At 61.0% G+C, this 16829-nt stretch carries 16 protein-coding genes; 10 read left to right on the top strand and 6 right to left on the bottom strand.

The genetic code is table 11. The features are described 5' to 3' along the window. Window position 1: 1 nt before the first annotated feature. From Q8K08_RS18920 to Q8K08_RS18910, 3 genes are all read right to left on the bottom strand, one after another. On the bottom strand, window positions 2-1828 hold the full coding sequence (locus tag Q8K08_RS18920) for a M3 family oligoendopeptidase (protein ID WP_305251263.1): 1827 nt from the start codon (window positions 1826-1828) through the stop codon (window positions 2-4). Window positions 1829-1908: 80 nt separating this feature from the next. Beyond that, entirely contained in the window at window positions 1909-3561 is a 1653-nt protein-coding gene (locus Q8K08_RS18915) for an ATP-dependent DNA ligase (protein ID WP_305251261.1), read from the bottom strand. Between the two features lie 94 nt (window positions 3562-3655). Then, entirely contained in the window at window positions 3656-4672 is a 1017-nt protein-coding gene (locus Q8K08_RS18910) for a ligase-associated DNA damage response exonuclease (protein ID WP_305251259.1), read from the bottom strand. Window positions 4673-4861: 189 nt separating this feature from the next. Here Q8K08_RS18910 and Q8K08_RS18905 point away from each other — a divergent pair, with 189 nt between their 5' ends. From Q8K08_RS18905 to Q8K08_RS18885, 5 genes are all read left to right on the top strand, one after another. Then, complete coding sequence (locus Q8K08_RS18905) at window positions 4862-6253, top strand: circularly permuted type 2 ATP-grasp protein (protein ID WP_305251294.1); 1392 nt, start codon at window positions 4862-4864, stop codon at window positions 6251-6253. Window positions 6254-6259: 6 nt separating this feature from the next. After that, complete coding sequence (locus tag Q8K08_RS18900) at window positions 6260-7210, top strand: alpha-E domain-containing protein (protein WP_305251257.1); 951 nt, start codon at window positions 6260-6262, stop codon at window positions 7208-7210. Beyond that, complete coding sequence (locus Q8K08_RS18895; protein WP_304802116.1) at window positions 7210-8037, top strand: transglutaminase family protein; 828 nt, start codon at window positions 7210-7212, stop codon at window positions 8035-8037. Before Q8K08_RS18900 ends, Q8K08_RS18895 begins: the two co-directional genes overlap by 1 nt. A gap of 93 nt (window positions 8038-8130) precedes the next feature. Then, window positions 8131-8787, top strand: coding sequence for a hypothetical protein (locus Q8K08_RS18890; RefSeq protein ID WP_304802114.1), 657 nt, complete (start codon window positions 8131-8133; stop codon window positions 8785-8787). 79 nt (window positions 8788-8866) lie between these two features. After that, entirely contained in the window at window positions 8867-9589 is a 723-nt protein-coding gene (locus tag Q8K08_RS18885; protein ID WP_304802112.1) for a proteasome-type protease, read from the top strand. 89 nt (window positions 9590-9678) lie between these two features. On the opposite strand, the gene Q8K08_RS18880 is transcribed toward Q8K08_RS18885, so the two are convergent. Then, window positions 9679-10626: an alpha/beta fold hydrolase gene (locus tag Q8K08_RS18880; RefSeq protein WP_305251255.1), complete on the bottom strand. Its 948-nt coding sequence runs from the start codon at window positions 10624-10626 to the stop codon at window positions 9679-9681. Continuing rightward, window positions 10623-10910 carry an SCP2 sterol-binding domain-containing protein gene (locus Q8K08_RS18875; RefSeq protein ID WP_305251253.1) on the bottom strand — a complete coding sequence of 96 codons (288 nt, stop codon included), beginning with the start codon at window positions 10908-10910 and terminating at the stop codon, window positions 10623-10625. The genes Q8K08_RS18880 and Q8K08_RS18875 overlap by 4 nt, the downstream gene beginning before the upstream one ends. A 50-nt stretch (window positions 10911-10960) precedes the next feature. Between Q8K08_RS18875 and Q8K08_RS18870 the strand changes: the two genes are divergently transcribed. The 5 genes from Q8K08_RS18870 (at window position 10961) to Q8K08_RS18850 (ending at window position 15975) form a co-directional block, all read left to right on the top strand. Continuing rightward, entirely contained in the window at window positions 10961-11536 is a 576-nt protein-coding gene (locus tag Q8K08_RS18870) for a tetratricopeptide repeat protein (RefSeq protein WP_305251251.1), read from the top strand. Window positions 11537-11559: 23 nt separating this feature from the next. Further along, on the top strand, window positions 11560-14460 hold the full coding sequence (locus tag Q8K08_RS18865) for a helicase-related protein (protein ID WP_305251249.1): 2901 nt from the start codon (window positions 11560-11562) through the stop codon (window positions 14458-14460). Window positions 14461-14463: 3 nt separating this feature from the next. Beyond that, a complete protein-coding gene (locus Q8K08_RS18860) occupies window positions 14464-14784 on the top strand; it encodes an RNA-binding S4 domain-containing protein (protein ID WP_304803773.1) in 321 nt (106 codons plus the stop codon). Between the two features lie 51 nt (window positions 14785-14835). Beyond that, window positions 14836-15174 carry a ferredoxin FdxA gene (gene fdxA / locus Q8K08_RS18855; RefSeq protein ID WP_304803771.1) on the top strand — a complete coding sequence of 113 codons (339 nt, stop codon included), beginning with the start codon at window positions 14836-14838 and terminating at the stop codon, window positions 15172-15174. Between the two features lie 291 nt (window positions 15175-15465). After that, window positions 15466-15975, top strand: a complete 510-nt coding sequence (locus tag Q8K08_RS18850) for a CarD family transcriptional regulator (protein ID WP_304803769.1) — start codon at window positions 15466-15468, stop codon at window positions 15973-15975. A gap of 48 nt (window positions 15976-16023) precedes the next feature. Here Q8K08_RS18850 and Q8K08_RS18845 read toward each other — a convergent pair whose 3' ends face one another. Beyond that, entirely contained in the window at window positions 16024-16782 is a 759-nt protein-coding gene (locus Q8K08_RS18845) for an adenosylcobinamide-GDP ribazoletransferase (RefSeq protein ID WP_304803766.1), read from the bottom strand. Between the last annotated feature and the right edge of the window lie 47 nt (window positions 16783-16829).

Below are 16829 nucleotides of genomic sequence, written 5' to 3'. Positions count from 1 at the left end.
GTCAGTCCTCCATCGCCTCCAACTCGTCGATGAAGCCCGCAATCATCGACAAGCCCTTGTCCCAGAATTTTGGGTCCGAGGCATCAAGGCCAAAGGGCGCAAGCAGTTCTTTGTGGTGCTTTGATCCGCCGGCTTTCAGCATATCGAAATACTTGGCCTCAAAATCAGGCAAGCCGCCTTCATAGGCCGCATACAGCGCGTTCACCAATCCGTCGCCAAAGGCATAGGCATAGACATAGAACGGCGAATGCACGAAATGCGGGATATAGGCCCAAAAGGTTTCATATCCGTCCATGAAATCAAAGGCATCACCCAGAGATTGCGCCTGTACGCTCATCCATAACGCGTTGATGTCATCCGGCGTCAATTCGCCTTCGGCCCGCGCAGCATGCAGTTTGCATTCAAAATCGTAGAACGCGATCTGGCGCACGACCGTATTGATCATGTCCTCAACCTTGCCTGCCAGCAGCGTCTTGCGCTCGGCTTTGGTCTTGGCCCCATCCAGCAGCTTGCGGAAGGTCAGCATCTCGCCAAACACGGATGCGGTTTCGGCCAGTGTCAGCGGGGTGGATGACAACAATTCACCTTGACCCGCAGCCAGAACCTGATGCACGCCGTGGCCCAGCTCATGCGCCAGTGTCATCACATCGCGCGGCTTGCCCATGTAGTTCAGCATGACATAAGGATGCACGGTGGAAACGGTTGGGTGTGCAAAAGCGCCCGGCGCCTTGCCCGGCTTTACCCCGGCATCAATCCAGCCCTTTTCAAAGAAAGGCTTGGCCAGATCGGCCATCTCCGGCGCAAAATCGCCATAAGCGCCCAGGACCATTTGCGTTGCCTCGTCCCAGTTCACCACCTTTGGGGCCTCCAGCGCCAAGGGCGCATTGCGGTCCCAGACCTGCAACCGCTCCAGCCCCAGCCACTTGGCTTTCAGCCGGTAATAACGGTGGCTCAGCTTCGGATAGGCCGCGACCACCGCATTGCGCAGCGCCTCCACCACCTCGGGCTCCACATGGTTCGACAGATGCCGCCCATGCTGTGGGCTGGGCATCTTGCGCCAGCGGTCATGGATTTCCTTTTCCTTGGCCAGCGTGTTGTGTACCCGCGCAAACAGTTTGATATGCTTGTCAAACACCTCCGCCAAGGCCCGTGCTGCTGCCTCGCGCTTTGCGCGCACAGGGTCGGTCAGCAGGTTCAAAGTGGCCTCAAGGTTCAGCTCATCCGCTTCGCCCTCCACGCGGAACATCAGCCCGGCCATGGTCTCGTCAAACAGCTTGTTCCACGCACTCGCCCCCACAACGGATTCGTCGTGCAAGAACTTTTCCAGCTCATCTGACAGCTGATGCGGCCGCATCGCGCGCATCCGGTCAAATACCGGCCTATAGCGCGCAAGGTCAGAATTCGCGGCGAGCAGCCCGTCAAGCTGGCTGTCTTCCAGCCGATTGAACTCTAGACTGAAAAACACCAACGGGGTGGTAAAGGTGGTGATCTTGTCCTGCACATCGGCAATGAATTTGGCGCGGTCGCTGTCCATCGTGTTCTGGTAATACCGCAGGCCCGCAAAAGACATCAGCCGCCCGGCAACAATATCGATCCTCTCATAAGCCAACACACAGGCCAACATGGCGCCCGCATCCAGCCCCGAAAGCTTGCCCTCATAATCGGCGGCAAATGCGGCGCAAGCCGTCTCCAGCCACGCCATGTCCGCTGCAAATTCAGACGACTCCGGTGCAGGATACAGATCGCGCAAATCCCAGTCCGGCAGGTCGCCAAACCCACCAGAGCTTGCATTGGCATCAAAAACGGGTCTGGGCATCGGCAGGGTCATCGGCCATCCTTACAAAGCTGTCTGTGACTCAAATAGGGGCCGCCCCCAGCAAAAGGCAACCCACTGCCCATTTTCTGTTCTTAAATATCCTGGGGGTCCGGGGGCAAAGCCCCCGTCTTTAAGCCCTCTGCGGGTAAAGCCCCTGCCTCCGATACCTGCCGCAGCAAGTCCCGCAAGCCGTCCAATGTGTCGATCTCCGCCACACCCTTGTCACGCCGCCAGCGCAGAATGCGCGGGAAGCGCAGCGCGATGCCTGATTTGTGGCGTGGGCTGGCCTGTATCCCCTCAAACCCGATCTCGAACACCAATTCCGGCGTCACGCGCCGCACCGGGCCAAAGCGTTCCAGCGTGTGCTTGCCGACCCATCGGGTGATCTCGGCGAATTCGGCGTCGGTCAGGCCGGAATAGGCTTTGGTGAACGGCACCAGATCATTGCCATCGCGCAGCGCAAAGGTGAAATCGCTAAACAGGTTCGCCCGCCGCCCATGGCCCGATTGCGCATAGATCATCACCGCATCCACCGTGAACGGGTCCAGTTTCCATTTCCACCAATCACCCCGTTTTCGCCCGGTGTGATAAGGCGCGGCAAGACGTTTGAGCATCAGGCCCTCGGCCATCTGTGCGCGCGCGCTTGCCCGCAGATTGGCCAATTGCGTCCAATCGCCCGTCGTTACCGGAGAGGCCGAAAGCGGCAGACCGGGGGGCAGGGCGGTCAGCACCGCCTCCAACCGCGTGCGGCGGTGCGACAGCGGGGCATCGCGCAGGTCGGTGCCGCCGTCTTCCAGCAGGTCATATGCCAGAAAATATGCCGGCGCCTCGGCGAGCAGTTTCCTGGGCACCGTCTTGCGGCCTATGCGCTTTTGCAGGTCGGCAAAGGGAAGGGGGGCCGTGCCACCCCAAGCGACAATTTCACCGTCCAGCACGGTGCCGGGGGGCAGATGGTCCTGCAGGGGCGCGAACTCGGGGAAGCGGTCGGTGATCAGATCCTCCCCCCGGCTCCAGATCGCGAAAGCCCCTGTTCGGGCGATGATCTGGCCCCGGATGCCATCCCATTTCCATTCGGCCAGATACTCATCGGGTTCGCCAAGGCTGTCTGGCCCCGACTCGAGCGGGCTTGCCAGCGCAAAAGGATAGGGTCGCGCAGCAGTTTCGGCCCCGCCGTCCTGTGTCAGATCGCCAAAAAGCGTGTGCGCCGGATCCCAGTCCCCCATCAGCCGGTGTGCCATCACCGCATTGTCAACGCCTGTTGCCTGCGCCAAGGCCCGCGTCATCAGCCCCCGGCTGACCCCCATCCGAAAGCCTCCGGTCAGGAGTTTGTTAAACAAGAACCGCTCATCGGACCCCAGCGTGCGCCATGCGGCAAGGACAAACTCCCGTCTCTCGGTCTCGGCGCGCCCGGTCAGGGCAATCAGCGCGCGCACCGTTGACTCCAGCGACGGCGCAGCGGTGGTCGTGGCAGGGGGTAGCAGGTGGGCAATGGTTTCGGCCAGATCGCCCGCAACGGCGTAAGATTCTTCAAACAACCACAGCGGCACATTCGCCGCTTGGGCCGCCCAAAGGCGCAATTCGGTGGCATTGACCGCCCGTTTCGGGCGACGGCCTGACAAAAGTGCGATGGTCCAGACCCGGTCTGGCTCTGGCGCGGTACGGAAATACTCGGTAAGGGCGGCGGTTTTCTCGCCGGTTTTGGGAGTGGATTCCAATGCGGTGAACAGGGCGGCAAACCGTTTCATATGGGGCGCTCTGTGACTGGCGGTGGCAGGGGGGCTGTCTGCCCCCCAAGGCCTGCGGCCTTCCCCCCTGAGAGTATTTGGACAAGCAGCAAGCTCATAGGGGGTCTGCCTCTGGTGCGAAGTCTGCTTCATCGCCGCCGAATTCAGTCTGGACGATGCCAGCATCATAGCCCTGCTCTTCCAGCCAGCGACGGAAAGGGGTGGTGTAGCCATGGGTCACAAACACCCGGTCGGCCCCGGTGGCGCGGATGGCGGCGTTCAGTCCGGGCCAGTCGGCGTGATCCGAGATGACAAATCCGGTGCCAAACCCGCGGCGGCGGCGGATGCCGCGCAAAGCCATCCAGCCGCTGGCGAAGGCCTCGGACACCGGGCCAAAGCGCCGCGCCCATGGTGTGCCAAGCGCGGATGGGGGGGCTATGACCAGCGCGCCGGGGTACGATTTTGCATCAATGCCGGCTGCAACTCGGGTTGTGGGCGGCAAGGGGTAACCCTGATTGCGCAAGATGCGGGTGGTTTCCTCGACTGCTCCATGGGTCAGGATCGGCCCCGCATCGGGCAACAAGGTCATCAGCCGCTGTGCCTTACCTAATCCGTAGGCGGCAAGGATCGACGTTTTGCCCTGAGCCGCATTGGATTGCCACCAAGCGGCCAGTTGTGCCGCAATCACAGCCTGCGGTTGCCATTGAAACAGTGGCAGGCCAAAGGTGCATTCCGTGATGAAGCTGTGGCAGGACACAGGCACGAACGGTTCTGACAGACCGTCATCCTCGACCTTATAATCGCCCGACACCACCCAGACCTCTCCGCCACGCTCTACCCTTATCTGTGCCGAACCCGGCACATGGCCCGCGGGGTGAAAGCTGACGCGGGCGCCGCCGATCTGCCGCGACTCTCCATAAGCGATGCTTTCGGCCCGGATATCGCCCAGCCGGTGCCTGATCACCGGCAACGCTTGATGGGTACACAAATACTGACCATGCCCCCAGCGCGCGTGGTCGCTATGGCCGTGTGTGATCAGCGCCCGGTCCACCGGGCGCCATGGGTCGATGTAAAATCCGCCGTCGGCGCAAAAGATGCCACGGTCGGTGAAGCTGAGCAATTGCGCGCACATAGCCAAAGCCTAGCACGACGCAGCCTTTGGGAAAGGTCACAGGACACATTTATAATGCACAAAAATCAGGCGAATGGGGCTTGTGTGGGCAGGAAATGCAGGCTCCCCCTTTCGCTATGGGAACTGGCCTGATTAACTGGCGTTAAGGACCGGGAAACGGGGGCCGTTGTGACCAGCTATTTCAATGAGATGTATCAAGGCAAATCGGTGCGCGTGCCCTATGCGCGGCTGCAGGACTGGATGAACTCCATGCCTGCCGAGTTGCGCCAGATGAAACAGGCCGAGGCCGAGGCGCTGTTTCGCCGTATCGGCATAACCTTTGCCGTCTATGGCGAGGGCGGCGATCCTGACCGGTTGATCCCGTTCGATATGTTCCCGCGGGTGTTTTCCGGGGCTGAATGGGCGAAGCTGGAACGCGGTATCAAGCAACGGGCGCGGGCGCTGAATGCGTTTTTGGTTGATGTCTATGGGCGCGGCGAGATCGTGCGCGCAGGCCGTATCCCGGCGCGGCTGGTCTATCTGAATGAGGCCTATGAAAAGGCGGTCGTAGGATTTGTGCCACCCAAGGGTGTCTATTCCCACATCGTCGGCATCGACCTTGTCCGCACCGGGCCGGATGAGTTTTTCGTGCTGGAGGACAACTGCCGCACGCCGTCGGGCGTGTCCTACATGCTGGAAAACCGCGAGATCATGATGCGGATGTTCCCTGACCTGTTCCGCGAAAACCGGATCGAACCGGTGGACAGCTACCCGGAAATCCTGCGCCGCACATTGGCATCGGTGGCACCGATGAAATGTGACCGCGAGCCGACCGTGGTGATCCTGACCCCCGGCCATTTCAACAGCGCCTATTATGAGCATTCCTTTCTGGCCGATCTGATGGGCGTGGAACTGGTTGAAGGGCAGGATCTGTTCGTTGAAGGTGAGTTCGTCTTTATGCGCACCACCGAAGGCCCGCGCCGGGTGGATGTGATCTACCGCCGCCTTGATGACGCCTATATCGACCCGCTGTGCTTTCGGCCCGACTCCATGCTGGGGGTGCCGGGTTTGATGGATGTGTACCGCTCTGGCGGGGTCAGCATTTGCTCTGCCCCAGGTGCAGGGGTGGCTGATGACAAGGCCGTCTATACCTATGTGCCCGAGATGATCCGCTTTTATCTGGGCGAAGAACCGATCCTGAACAACGTGCCGACATGGCAATGCGGCAAGGATGACGACTGCAAATATGTGTTGTCGCACCTGAACGAACTGGTGGTGAAAGAGGTCCATGGGTCGGGCGGGTATGGCATGCTGGTCGGACCCAAGGCGACGCGGGATCAGGTTGAGATGTTCCGCGGCCGTATCACCGCGAACCCACATAACTATATCGCTCAACCCACGCTGGCACTGTCCACCACGCCGACCTTTGTGGCCGAAGGGATCGCGCCCCGCCACGTTGATCTGCGGCCCTATTGCCTTGTGGGGGAGCGGATCGAGCTTGTGCCCGGCGGTCTGACCCGTGTGGCGCTGACCGAAGGGTCGCTGGTGGTGAACTCGTCGCAAGGCGGGGGCGTCAAGGATACCTGGGTGCTGGCGGAGTAAACAGACATGCTGAGCAGAACCGCTGACAACCTGTACTGGCTCGCCCGCTATCTGGAGCGTGCTGAAACCTCGGCCCGGCTGCTGGAGGTGGGGGCGCGCATTGCGCTGATGCCGTCCGCTGCGGGCTATCGAAACGAATGGGAATCCTTGTTGCATGCCAGTGGCACTGCAAACGGCTTTGCCAAGAAATATGGCGACGCGGTGCAGCGAAATCTGGAAAGCTGGTTCTTTTTTGACACCGACAATGCGTCGTCCGTAATGTCATGCATTACTGCGGCACGGGAAAATGGGCGCATCGTGCGTACGGCGCTGACCACGCAAGTCTGGGATGCGCTGAACACCGCGTTTCAGGAGCTGCGCCAGTTGGAGCGCCGCCCGCGTTCCGAATTGGACCTGTCGACGCTGACCGATTGGACCATGCGCAACACCGCGCTTGTGCGCGGATCGATTGACGCCACGCTTTTGCGCAATGACGGCTGGGATTTCCTGAACCTTGGCTATTACCTGGAACGCGCCGACAACACCGCGCGATTGATGGATGTGAAATACTACGTCCTGCTGCCGCGCCTTGAATTTGTAGGCTCCGGCCTCGATAATTACCAATGGACCACGCTTTTGCGTGCAATGTCGTCGCACCGGGCGTTTCACTGGGCTTACGGCGGCGAGGTGACGGCGGCCAAGATTGCGCATTTTCTGATCCTGAACCCGCAATGCCCGCGCAGTCTGATCACCTGTGTCGAAGGAATGACCAGCCATCTGGACCGGCTGTCGCGCGGCTATCAGCGCAAGACCTTTGCGCAAGACAGAGCCCGCAGCCTTCAGGCCGAACTGGCCGAACTGCGGGTCGAGGATATTTTTGAAGAGGGTCTGCACGAGTTTCTCAGCCGCTTTATCGGCGATATGGCGCGGGCTGGTTCGGTCATTCGTGACTGCTATCTTAATGGGGATGTGCGCTGATGTTGCTGACCGTCGATCATGTCACCCGATATTTTTATGACCAGCCCGTGCGCGGCGTGGTGCAAAGCCATCGCTTGATGCCATCGCAATGCGCCGGACAAAAGGTGTTGAAGTGGAAGGTCAGCGTCAGCGATGGCCAGATGGGCGGCGGCTTTCGCGACGGAGCAGGCGATTGGGTGCAGGGCTGGACCGTGCTTGGCCCGGTGAACGAGATTACTGTGCATGTCACGGGGCAGGTCGATACCGTCGATCAGGCCGGTGTGCTGCGCGGCCATAAGGAATTGACCCCGCCCGACGCCTATCTGCGCAAAACCCACCCGACCGATGCCGATACCGGATTGGCCGCCCTTGCCGATGGGCTGACCACGGCGAAGGACGCGCTGTCGGCGGCACATGACATCTCTGCGCGGGTGTCCGACGCGATTGTCTACACGCCCGACACCACCAATGCCCACACCACAGCGGCAGAGGCTTTGGCGCAGGGCACCGGGGTGTGTCAGGATCAGGCCCATGCCGTAATCGCGGTGTGCCGCCATATCGGTCTTCCGGCACGCTATGTGTCGGGCTATCTGTTGGTTGGTATTGATGGTGCCGCGCATGACGCTGCCCACGCCTGGGCCGAGGTGTTCATCGCCGGGCTGGGCTGGGTCGGGTTCGACCCTGCCAACCGATGCTGCCCCGATGATCGTTATATCCGGCTTGGGTCCGGTCTGGACTCGCTGCATGCGGCGATGATTCGGGGTATCGCGCGGGGGCAGGGCGAAGAAAGCCTTGATGTGTCTGTGACGGTGCAGGCCGCCCAGACGCAGTCGCAAACTCAACAATAGGGAAAACGCACCGCAGATTCCCTTTTGTTGCCGCGTTCTTGCCACATCCGACACGCAGGCTGACCCTCGCGATACTTTCGCAGGGGGTGATCCATGGCCTTGGCCTATGATTTTGATATTTTTCAAATAATCCCGGACACGGGATCGTCTGATTCGGAACTGAGCGGGTTTCTGAACGCCATCGGCTTCAGCCCCCCGCCCGAGGCGGCCACTGTCGCGCTGTTTCGCGATCCGCGCACAGCAGATGCCCTTCGACGCGCACCGCCTGGCCTGCGCGCCTACTTGCTCGACTCAGGCTTCGGGCTGAACACCTTTGACTCGGGCGCGCCGCGCGGGCGCTATCCGGCCCGGGACGAGGCGGCGCGGCTGGACCTGATCCGCCGACTGACGGACAATGCCCGCAGTCACGATTTGCCCCGGCCCGATGACAGTGCCGAAGGCGGCGACGTCTTTCGTCTGGGCGAGTTTCTGGCAGAGCTGGACAAAACCGCGCCAATCCAAATGCCCGACGTTGATCCCCTGTTTGACGACTGCGAAGCCGCGCCTGTCGTTCTGCGTGAGCCGAAACTGCCACCGATCTTTGAGACCGATCCGATCACCGACTCACAGCCTGATGCAGAAGAACCGGCAGCACCCCACCTGAAATTCTGGCAAAGCCGTATGCTTCGCTTTGGCGCAGCAGCTGGTCTGGTGTTGATTGCGATGCAACTTTTCTCTGGCCCGGCCCTGACCGCGCTGGCCAGCTTATAGCTTGCGCGGCATCATCGCCCCTTTCCATCGCCGCGCGTGGGCGATAACTTTGCCCGTCTGAGTCTTGGGGGCGTTGAATATGACCTATTGTGTCGGCTTGTTGTTGAATGAGGGTATGGTGCTGCTGTCTGATACACGCACCAATGCCGGGTTCGACAATATCGCCACCTATCGCAAGATGTTTCACTTCGAAATTCCGGGCGAGCGCATCATCACAATTCTGACAGCGGGAAGTCTGTCAGTCACCCAGACCACAATCGCGCGCCTGCGCGACGCCGTCGATGATCAGGAGGCCACGCCGCAAACGTCTGTGCTGCTTGCGCCAACCATGCTGGCGGTTGCAGAAATCGTGGGCGATGTGCTGGCAAAGGTGCGGCGCGACATCGACGAAAAGCTGTCAATGGCACAGGGTGCTAGCGCCACGATGATCGTCGCCGGTCAGCGCAAGGGCGGTGGCATGCGGATGTTCCTGATCTATCCCGAAGGCAATTTCATCGAGGCCACCGAAGATACGCCCTTCCTGCAAATCGGTGAGCATAAATACGGCAAACCAATTCTGGACCGGGTGGTAAAGCCCTCCACCTCTCTGAGCGATGCCCAAAAGGCGGTGTTGCTGTCGATGGATTCCACCCTGCGGTCCAACCTGTCGGTGGGCATGCCGCTTGATCTGTGCGTGATCCCACGTGACGAGTTCCGCATAGGCACCCAGCGCCGGATCGAGGCAGGCGACGAATCCTTCCGTGAGATGAGCGAAGCCTGGTCGCGCGCGCTGCGCGACGGGTTTACCCAGATCGCGATCTGATCACGTACCTGCCTCCGGCATTTGCTGCTTTTTAAATACTCGCGCGCGCAGCGCATCCGGCGATGGCGGCCTGTGTGCGGCCTGCCGGATCACCGGTGCGCGTCGAACAGCTCTGCCGTCAGATCAAAAAACCGCTTGCGATGGGGCAGGGTTTCCATCGGAATCTCGTGTTCTGCGCCGATAAACATTTCCAGCCGCCCGTTTCGCCATCCGGCCATCCGCAAATGCACGGGGGGCACGTCCACAACCTTTTCCGCCGTGCCAAGTGCGGTCAACGCGGGGTAATCGGGGGCAGGGGCCAGTGCCATGTCGCGGCATTCCGCAAGCGCGGTGTGCAGCCAGCCCAGGCTAGGGCCCGCCAGCGCCAGTTCTGGCCGCTCTGTCACCTGCCGTTTCATATAGCGCCACATCTCGGGGTCAGTGGTCAGGACATTGCCGCCGAATTCGGCCTCCATCACATAGCTTTTGTCGGATGTGCTCGGCGCAAAGCGGTGGGCCTGACCGAACCAACCCGACACTTGTGCAATCGGTTGTGCAAAGGGTCGCATCCACGCGGCCATGGCGATCCCCCACATCGGGGCAGAGAACGCCGCCGCCTTGACAGGCAAACCCCGCATGAGCGCGCGCAGCGCGATCGCGCCGCCCATCGAATGCGACAGCACATAGTAGGGTTCGGGCAGCCCAAGCTGGCGCGCAAGGTCCAACACGGCCTGTACATCCAACTGGTAATCCTGAAACCGCGCGACATGACCTATCAGGCGGTCGGCCAGCATCCGGTCGGCAAGCCCTTGGCCGCGCCAGTCGATTGCCAGCGTTGCGTAACCGCGCGCTTGCAGGTCCGTTGCAGCCAGCCCATATTTTTCGATGTATTCGGTACGCCCGGGGAACAAAAGCACGGTGCCCTTGTCCCCGACCGGCCAGACACCCGCACGAATCCGCAGACCGTCCGAGGCCGTCAGCCAAAACGCCTCGCCGCCCTCAGGCCCAAGGGCTAGGTCGGCGTAAAGCGGTGCGATTTGAAGCGCGGCTTGGGTCACCCCAGAACCGACCCGAGTTTCATCGCCAGACCCATGCTGCCATCCACCGCAAGCTTGCCCTGCATGAAGGCCATCGTCGGGTTCAGATCGCCTTCCAGAATGCGCTTGAACACTTCGGCACTGGCGGTCATCGTTACATCAGACGGTTCGTCGCCCGCGCGCACGCCATCCGCATCCATCATGATCGCGCCTTCGCCTTCGATCACGAATTTGGCGACACCGTCAAAACCGCCTGACATTTTTTTTGACAACACTTCGACGGCTTGGGTTACCACGTCGCTCATATGAAATCCTCTCTGCCTTGTGACGGCTTGGATATGGTTTTTCTGCGCCGATGCGCTACCATAACCATATGAAAGTTCATCAGCGATTTCTCAATCCTATCGTAGCGGCACTTTCGGCGGTTTTTCTGCTGACGGCGACGGCTTTTGCCGACGAACCGCTGGATGGCTTGTTCGACAAGCTGAAATCTGCCGATTCGCGCGCCGCCGCCCGGCTGGAACGTGAAATCTGGAACGAATGGTCGAAAAGCGGCTCAGCTGCTATGGATCTTTTGTTGCAGCGCGGGCGCGATGCGTTGGCCGCAGGCAATCCGGCCGAGGCGATTGATCATCTGACGGCCCTGACCGACCACGCACCCGACTTTGCCGAAGGCTGGAACGCCCGCGCCACCGCCTATTATCAGGCGCGGCAGTTTGGCCCATCGGTTTCAGACATTGCCCGTACCCTTACCCTGAACCCGCGCCACTTCGGGGCGATGGCGGGCTTGGGTGCGATATATGAGGAACTGAACAATCCGCAAAAGGCGCTCGACATCTATCGTGCCGCACTGGCTATACATCCGAACCTGCGCGGCGTATCAGAGTCGGCAAAACGGCTTGAGGCAAAGGTCGCAGGCACCGATCTTTAAGGGCAGGGCGTAAGGGCAAGCGGATGAGCGCGACCACGGGCCGGGTCACGGCGGTTCTTGGGCCGACCAACACAGGCAAGACACATTACGCCATTGACCGGATGCTGAGCCACCGAACAGGGGTGATCGGTTTGCCGCTGCGCCTGCTTGCGCGTGAAGTGTATGACCGCATCGTTGCCCTGCGCGGCCCGTCTGTCGTGGCGCTGGTGACGGGCGAAGAACGCATCGTGCCGGACCGGACACAATATTGGGTCTGCACGGTTGAGGCGATGCCGCTTGAGATCGGTGCCGATTTCGTGGCGATTGACGAGATTCAGCTGTGTGCCGACCCCGACAGGGGTCATGTCTTTACGGATCGGTTGCTGCGCGCGCGCGGGTTGCTTGAAACGCTGTTTTTGGGGGCGGAAACCATGCGCCCGGCGATTGCGGGGCTGGTGCAGGGGGTGACGTTCCTGAAGCGCGAACGGTTCAGTGAACTGACCTACACAGGTTCGAAAAAGATAAGCCGGATGCCGCCGCGCAGTGCGATTGTGGGGTTTTCGGTTGAAAACGTCTATGCCATCGCGGAGTTGATTCGCCGCCAGAAAGGTGGTTGCGCAGTTGTGATGGGGGCGCTTTCGCCGCGCACCCGCAACGCGCAGGTGGCGCTGTATCAGAATGGCGATGTCGATTACCTTGTCGCCACCGATGCCATCGGCATGGGGCTGAATCTGGATATAAAGCACATCGCCTTTTCCGCCACCGCGAAGTTCGACGGTCGCCGGATGCGCGGGCTTTACCCACAGGAACTGGCGCAGATCGCCGGGCGGGCGGGTCGGCACACCGAAAACGGCACTTTTGGTGTGACAGGTGAGGCGCGGCCCTTTGATGATGAGATCATCGAGGCGATTGAAAACCATCAGTTCGCCCCGGTGCGCAAACTCATGTGGCGCAACCACGCGCTTGATTTTGGCACAGCAGAGCGTTTGATCCGCAGCCTGGAATCCCCCACAAGCAACGACTGGCTGACCCGCGCCCGCGATGCCGATGACGTGCTGGCGCTGAAAGCACTTATTGAAATGCCCGAGGTCCGCGACCGGCTGACCAGCCCGAAACGCGTCCAACTTCTGTGGGATGTCTGCCGCATCCCCGATTTTCGCGGATCATCCGACAGCGACCACGCAGGCCTGTTGGCGCGGATTTTTGAGTATCTTTGTGGCCGTGGTCTGGGCGGCGGGCGGGTGCCTTCGGACTGGATCGCAAAGGCCGTTTCGCGCATTGACCGCACCGATGGCGATATTGATGCTATTTCCAAGCGTTTGGCATATATTCGCACATGGACCTATATCGCGCAGCGCAAAGGCTGGGTGGATGATGAAAGCCATTGGCGCGACGAGACGCGCGCTGTAGAAGATCGCCTGTCGGATGCCTTGCATGACCGACTTACGCAAAGATTTGTAGACCGGCGGACCAGCGTTCTGCTTCGCCGGTTGAACCAGAAGGAGACCCTCGTGGCCGAGGTGAATGACAAAGGCGAAGTGACGGTCGAAGGCGAATTCGTCGGTCGGTTGGAAGGATTCCGGTTCCGGCAGGATGCAAGTACCTCGCCCGATGGGGCAAAGGTGATGGCGCAGGCCGCAGTGCAGGCTTTGAAGCCCGAATTCCACCTGCGGGCGGACCGGTTCTACAACGCGCCCGATACCGAGATGGATTTCACCGAACAGGGGGGCCTGATGTGGGGCACCACCGCGGTGGGCAAACTGGTCAAGGGGGCCGAGGCGCTGCGCCCGTCTGTCGAGGCATTCGTCGATGACGAAGCAGGCTTCGAGGTTGCCGAAAAGGTGCGCCGCCGGTTGCAGCACTTCATCGACCGCAAGGTGGCCGCGCAATTCGAGCTGCTGGCAGCGATGAGCCGGGACGAGACGCTGACCGGGCTTGCGCGCGGTTTTGCGTTCCGTCTGGTCGAGGGTCTGGGCGTGCTGCCGCGCGACGCGGTGGCAAATGACGTCAAAGAACTGGATCAAGAAGCGCGCGGCGCTTTGCGCAAGCATGGCGTGCGCTTTGGTCAGTTCACCATCTTCCTGCCGCTGCTGCTGAAACCCGCGCCGACGCGTCTGCGGCTGGTGCTGTGGTCGTTGTGGAATGGGTTGGACGAGTTTCCTGAAAGCCCGCCACCCGGTCTGGTGACGATTCCCAACGTCGCCGAGGTGCCAAAGGCGCATTACACGCTGGCGGGCTATCACCCGGCCGGCACGCGTGCGATCCGCATTGATATGCTTGAACGTCTGGCCGATATTTTGCGCCAGAAAGACAGCCGTGCCGGGTTTGAGGCGACTCCGGACATGCTGTCGATCACCGGCATGACGCTGGATCAGTTCGCCGATCTGATGGCTGGTCTTGGGTATAAGGGTGAAAAGGCCGAACGGGCAAAGGTCAAGGCTGCAGAGCCTGTTGTGGTGCCTGCGGTGGACCCGGACGCCCCACAAAACCCGATCCCCGAAGAAGTGTCGGTGCTGGCCCCCATGCCAGAAGAGCCCGTGTCCGAGGCCCCACCAGAGATGGAGGCGTTCTACACCTTCACCTGGGCCCCTAAGCCCCGCACCGCGCGTCCCGAACGTGGCCCCCGCCCGCAGGGCGAGCGCCGTGAGCGCCCGCAGGGTGACAAGCCGCAAGGCGAGCGCCCACAAGGTGACAGGCCGCAGGGAGAACGGCCACAGGGAGAACGGCGTGACCGTCCGCAAGGCGATGCCAAGCCGCATCACGGCAAGGGCGACCGCAACAAGGGTGGCCCCAAAGGTGACCGCAACAAGGGTAAGGGCGACCGCCCCGACCGCAACGACAACAACAAGCCACGTCAGTTCGAGGCCCGCCCGCAGCGCGCCGACAAACCGATCGACCCCGATAACCCCTTTGCCGCGCTTCTTGCGCTGAAGGGCAAGGTCTAAGGCTTGGCCGGGCCGGGCGCCAAGCCCGCGCCCGATGTCCAGCCGCGGTTGCGGCTGGACAAATGGCTGTGGCAAGCGCGGTTCTTCAAATCGCGCGGTCTGGCGGCTGATGTCATCGAAAGCGGCCATTGTCGTGTGAACGGCCAGCGTACCAAAAAGCCGGGCCACGGCATCTGCATCGGTGATGTGCTGACGTTTGCCCAAAGCAAGCAGATCAGGGTGATCAGGGTGCAGGCTCTTGGTTTGCGGCGCGGCCCAGCGATCGAAGCGCAGTCGCTTTATCTGGACCTTGACCCACAAGGCGCGCCAGAGGCGCTTGAATGATCCTACTTCATGCTCTAGCTAGTGACCCGACCAACCCAAGGGCCTGATCCGATGACATATGTGGTGATTGATAACTGCATCGCCTGCAAATACACCGACTGCGTGGAAGTCTGTCCGGTGGACTGCTTCTATGAGGGCGAGAACATGCTGGTTATTCATCCCGATGAATGCATTGATTGCGGCGTATGTGAACCCGAATGCCCCGCCGATGCGATCCGCCCGGATACGGAACCGGATATGGACGAATGGGTATCGTTCAACCGCAAGTATTCGGAAATGTGGCCTGTGATCACTGTTCGCAAAGATCCGATGCCCGACGCCGAAGCGCGCGATGGCGAAAAGGGAAAGCTGAAGAGCTATTTCTCGGAAGCGCCCGGCGAAGGCAGCTGACGCGGTATTAACGGCCGATTCGGCATTGCGGCCATGCTGATTCGGCATGGCTTGTGAAAAATCATTGTTTTCAAGGCTGCTTTGACGCGTTGCAGCCTTTTGCAGCAGTTGGAATCACACGAAATTTGTGATATACAAATGTTACAAACAACCATGGACGCCTGACATCCTCTCGGAGCTGCTCGCCTGAGGTGGATTTTTTTGTGACAACAGCAACCGCATCGCCGGACCTGTTCAGGTCTGGGCGGTTATTTTGTCGCCGGAGGGCTGCCGCTGTTAGGAAATGACTGAATGACCAAGTCCAAAAGACCCGAGTTCCGCCCCAATGAATTCGTTGTATATCCCGCTCATGGCGTGGGCAAGATCATGTCCATCGAGGAGCAGGAAATCGCCGGGTTCACGCTGGAGCTTTTCGTCATCACCTTCGAAAAGGACAAGATGACGCTGCGGGTTCCCACCCATAAGGCCACTGAAATCGGCATGCGCGCTTTGTCCGCGCCCGACGTCGTGTCCAAGGCTCTGGATACGCTGAAGGGCAAGGCCAAGGTCAAGCGCGCCATGTGGTCGCGCCGCGCGCAGGAATATGAGCAAAAGATCAACTCCGGTGATCTGATGGCGATTGCCGAGGTCGTCCGCGACCTGCACCGCAGCGATGATCAGCGCGAACAATCCTACTCTGAGCGTCAGCTGTATGAGGCTGCGCTTGAACGTCTGACCCGCGAAGTTGCTGCTGTTTCTGGCCTTGATGCCGGTTTAGCCGCGAAAACCGTTGATGACGTTCTGGTCAGCCGCGCGGCCTGATTCTGTTGCATTTGGTTGAAAACGGCGGTCTGAAAAGGCCGCCGTTTTTCATTGCACCATGATGGCCGAGGCGGCTGCCAATGCGGCCAGATTGGCCAACTGCTGACTTGCGCCCAGAATATCCCCGGTTTGCCCACCGATCCGCGCACGCGCCAAAAGGGCGATCGCCAAACCCGCGCCCGCCGCCGACACAGCCATAGTCGCTGCCATCAACCCAAGCGGGGCGGCGATGAGCAAAGCAAACGTCGTCGCCAAGAGCGCCGCCCACACCGGCGGCCGACCGACCGAATGTGACAGCCCGCTCGCACGCGCTTGTGGCATCACAGCCATGATCATTGCCATCGGCGCGCGCGAAAGGGCCGCCGCCGCCACGATTGCACCGTAAGCCCCGGCCTGAAGCAATGCCCCCAGCGCCGACCACGCGGCCAGCGTCACCAGCAGCAGCGCCAGTGTGCCAAAGCTGCCGATATGGCTGTCCTTCATGATCTCTAGCCGCCGCTCGCGTGTCCAGCCGCCAAACAGTCCGTCTGCGGTGTCGGCCAAACCGTCCTCATGCAGCGCACCCGTGGACATCGCTCCGGTGGCCAGCACCAGCGCCGCCGCAAGCCCGACTGGCAGGCCAGCGTTGATCGCGGCCCATCCCAGACCCGCCGCCAGCCCACCGACAACGAGTCCCACCAGCGGCCACGCCCAGCAGGCATGGGGGCGGTGATGCGCAGTCTGCACAAGGGGCAACCGGCTGAGCAATCCAAAGGCCGAGGCCAGATCGGCGAAAATCCACACCACTCTGTCGGGTTTGGCTGTCATCGCGTCCCTTCCGGCTGGAAATTCCCTTGCCCGGTCTGTAGCCAAGG

The sequence above is a fragment of the Pseudotabrizicola sp. genome (assembly GCF_030684215.1).
Lineage (GTDB): Bacteria > Pseudomonadota > Alphaproteobacteria > Rhodobacterales > Rhodobacteraceae > Pseudotabrizicola.
This window is presented reverse-complemented; position numbering and strand designations above follow the sequence as displayed.

Coding starts and splice junctions, on each gene's coding strand:
- Q8K08_RS18875 (WP_305251253.1), bottom strand. CDS start 10,910: ATGAGCGACGTGGTAACCCAAGCCGTCGAAGTGTTGTCAAAAAAAATG.
- Q8K08_RS18920 (WP_305251263.1), bottom strand. CDS start 1,828: ATGACCCTGCCGATGCCCAGACCCGTTTTTGATGCCAATGCAAGCTCT.
- Q8K08_RS18910 (WP_305251259.1), bottom strand. CDS start 4,672: ATGTGCGCGCAATTGCTCAGCTTCACCGACCGTGGCATCTTTTGCGCC.
- Q8K08_RS18850 (WP_304803769.1), top strand. CDS start 15,466: ATGACCAAGTCCAAAAGACCCGAGTTCCGCCCCAATGAATTCGTTGTA.
- Q8K08_RS18885 (WP_304802112.1), top strand. CDS start 8,867: ATGACCTATTGTGTCGGCTTGTTGTTGAATGAGGGTATGGTGCTGCTG.
- Q8K08_RS18845 (WP_304803766.1), bottom strand. CDS start 16,782: ATGACAGCCAAACCCGACAGAGTGGTGTGGATTTTCGCCGATCTGGCC.
- Q8K08_RS18900 (WP_305251257.1), top strand. CDS start 6,260: ATGCTGAGCAGAACCGCTGACAACCTGTACTGGCTCGCCCGCTATCTG.
- Q8K08_RS18905 (WP_305251294.1), top strand. CDS start 4,862: ATGTATCAAGGCAAATCGGTGCGCGTGCCCTATGCGCGGCTGCAGGAC.
- Q8K08_RS18870 (WP_305251251.1), top strand. CDS start 10,961: ATGCGCTACCATAACCATATGAAAGTTCATCAGCGATTTCTCAATCCT.
- Q8K08_RS18915 (WP_305251261.1), bottom strand. CDS start 3,561: ATGAAACGGTTTGCCGCCCTGTTCACCGCATTGGAATCCACTCCCAAA.
- Q8K08_RS18865 (WP_305251249.1), top strand. CDS start 11,560: ATGAGCGCGACCACGGGCCGGGTCACGGCGGTTCTTGGGCCGACCAAC.
- Q8K08_RS18890 (WP_304802114.1), top strand. CDS start 8,131: ATGGCCTTGGCCTATGATTTTGATATTTTTCAAATAATCCCGGACACG.
- Q8K08_RS18895 (WP_304802116.1), top strand. CDS start 7,210: ATGTTGCTGACCGTCGATCATGTCACCCGATATTTTTATGACCAGCCC.
- fdxA (WP_304803771.1), top strand. CDS start 14,836: ATGACATATGTGGTGATTGATAACTGCATCGCCTGCAAATACACCGAC.